Origin of the sequence: Trichococcus sp., assembly GCF_049589555.1 — a bacterium.
GTDB lineage: Bacteria > Bacillota > Bacilli > Lactobacillales > Aerococcaceae > Trichococcus.
In genome coordinates, this window is the sequence record NZ_JBAWAZ010000347.1 from 1 (window position 1) to 1763 (window position 1763).

The 1763-nt window shown below is 52.1% G+C and carries 1 protein-coding gene and 2 pseudogenes; all 3 read right to left on the minus strand.

Annotated elements, in window-relative coordinates:
* Positions 1-721: amino acid ABC transporter ATP-binding protein (locus WBV27_RS12040; RefSeq protein ID WP_424202375.1), on the minus strand; the 721-nt coding region annotated here is incomplete at its 3' end.
* Between the two features lie 88 nt (positions 722-809).
* Positions 810-1487, minus strand: a pseudogene (locus WBV27_RS12045) (amino acid ABC transporter permease); the annotation flags it as partial.
* A gap of 24 nt (positions 1488-1511) precedes the next feature.
* Positions 1512-1763, minus strand: a pseudogene (locus tag WBV27_RS12050) (amino acid ABC transporter permease); the annotation flags it as partial.

The following is a 1763-nucleotide window of genomic DNA, read 5'->3' on the forward strand; positions in this document are numbered from 1 at the left end:
GCTGCAGGAACCCTTTGGTGCGGGCTTCTTTTGGATTGCCGAAAATATCTTCAGGGGCGCCCTCCTCCACGATGACGCCCTGATCCATGAAGATGACGCGGTTGGCCACTTCCTTGGCGAAGGTCATTTCATGCGTGACGATGACCATGGTGGTCCCTTCCTCCGCCAGTTTGCGGATGACTTGCAGCACTTCGCCGACCAGTTCCGGGTCCAAAGCCGAAGTGGGTTCATCGAACAGGATGACGTCCGGGTTCACTGCCAACGCGCGGGCGATGCCTACCCGCTGCTGCTGCCCACCCGATAATTGCGAAGGGTAGTAAGCCAAACGATCGCTCAGGCCAACTTTTTCCAATGCGCGGATGGCGGTTTCGACAGCCTCCTTCTTCGGCACTTTCCTTCCGATTATCAGGCCTTCGGTAACGTTGTCCAAAACCGTTTTGTTGTCGAACAACCCATAGTTCTGGAAAACGAACGCCGATTTTTTCCTTACTGCAGTGATATCCTTTTTGCTTGCTTTCGAAAAATCGGTCTGGATTTCATCGAAATGCAACGAACCTTCGTCGGCTCGCTCCAGGAAGTTAATGCAGCGCAGCAAGGTCGTCTTGCCCGAACCGCTTGGACCCAGGATCACGACGATATCGCCTTTTTCGACCTCGATGTCCACACCTTTCAGTACTTCCAATTCGCCGAATTTCTTATGAATATTCTTCAATGCCAGCATGGAATCGCTCCTTTCGTATGTCTTCAAAATACTCCGGTTGCTTATCATTTTCTGATTTCACCGTAATCTTACGTCCGCGCTTGTAGAGGGACAAACGCTGCTCCAGCAATTGGAAAAACACCTGTACTAGCGAGCAGAGGACGATGTACACAATGAAAATCACAAGATACGACTCAAGATAGTTGTAGCCGAATGCCGCCTCCGTCTTGGCGATGGCCGTGATATCCTGCACCGACATCAGAAAAGCCAGCGAGGTCGATTTCAGCAGATTGACGGTGCTGTTGCACAAGTTGGGCGTTGCCGCCACCAGCGCTTGCGGAATCACGATCCGGCGGTAGGCCTGAACCGGCAGCAAACCAATCGAAAGAGCCGCCTCAAGCTGACGTTTGTCGACCGTTTCGAGTGCCGAACGGAAAACCTCCGACAGGATCGCGATCGTATTCAAAGTAAAGACAATATAGGCGTAATAGATCGGATCGATGCCGAAGACGTCGTAATCGAGTCCCCAGTTTTTCACGAGAACGTTCAGCAGACTCGGGAACAGGCTGTACATAACCAGAATCTGGACGATCAAGGGAGTCCCTCTGATGAAGGACACATAAATTTGGGAAATGCGGGCAAGCACCTTAATATTCCGCTGTCTCGCAACCGCAATCAGGAAAGCGAACGGCAGCGTGATGAGCAAGGGGATGAAAGTCAAGCGCAGCGTTGTCGGGATGCCCTGCAACACAAGGATCAGAATTTCCTGCACATAAGGTAAATCAATGGTCATGCGTCTCGCTCCTCTCTCTTATGCCGCACGCAACGGTTGTTTTCCTGCCGACAATTTGTCTTCCGCCAGCTTGAATGCCTTCTCGATCGCCAGTGTCAGAAGCCAATAGATGCCCGCCAACGCGATGTAGGTCTCGATCGAATAACCGCCGAGATTACGCGCGATGATTAACTGGCCTTTGCCCATGATGTCGACGATGCCGATGGTGTAGGCCAAAGCCCCCTCCTTCATCAACAGGATGAACGAATTGCCGAGGTTCGGCAACGCACT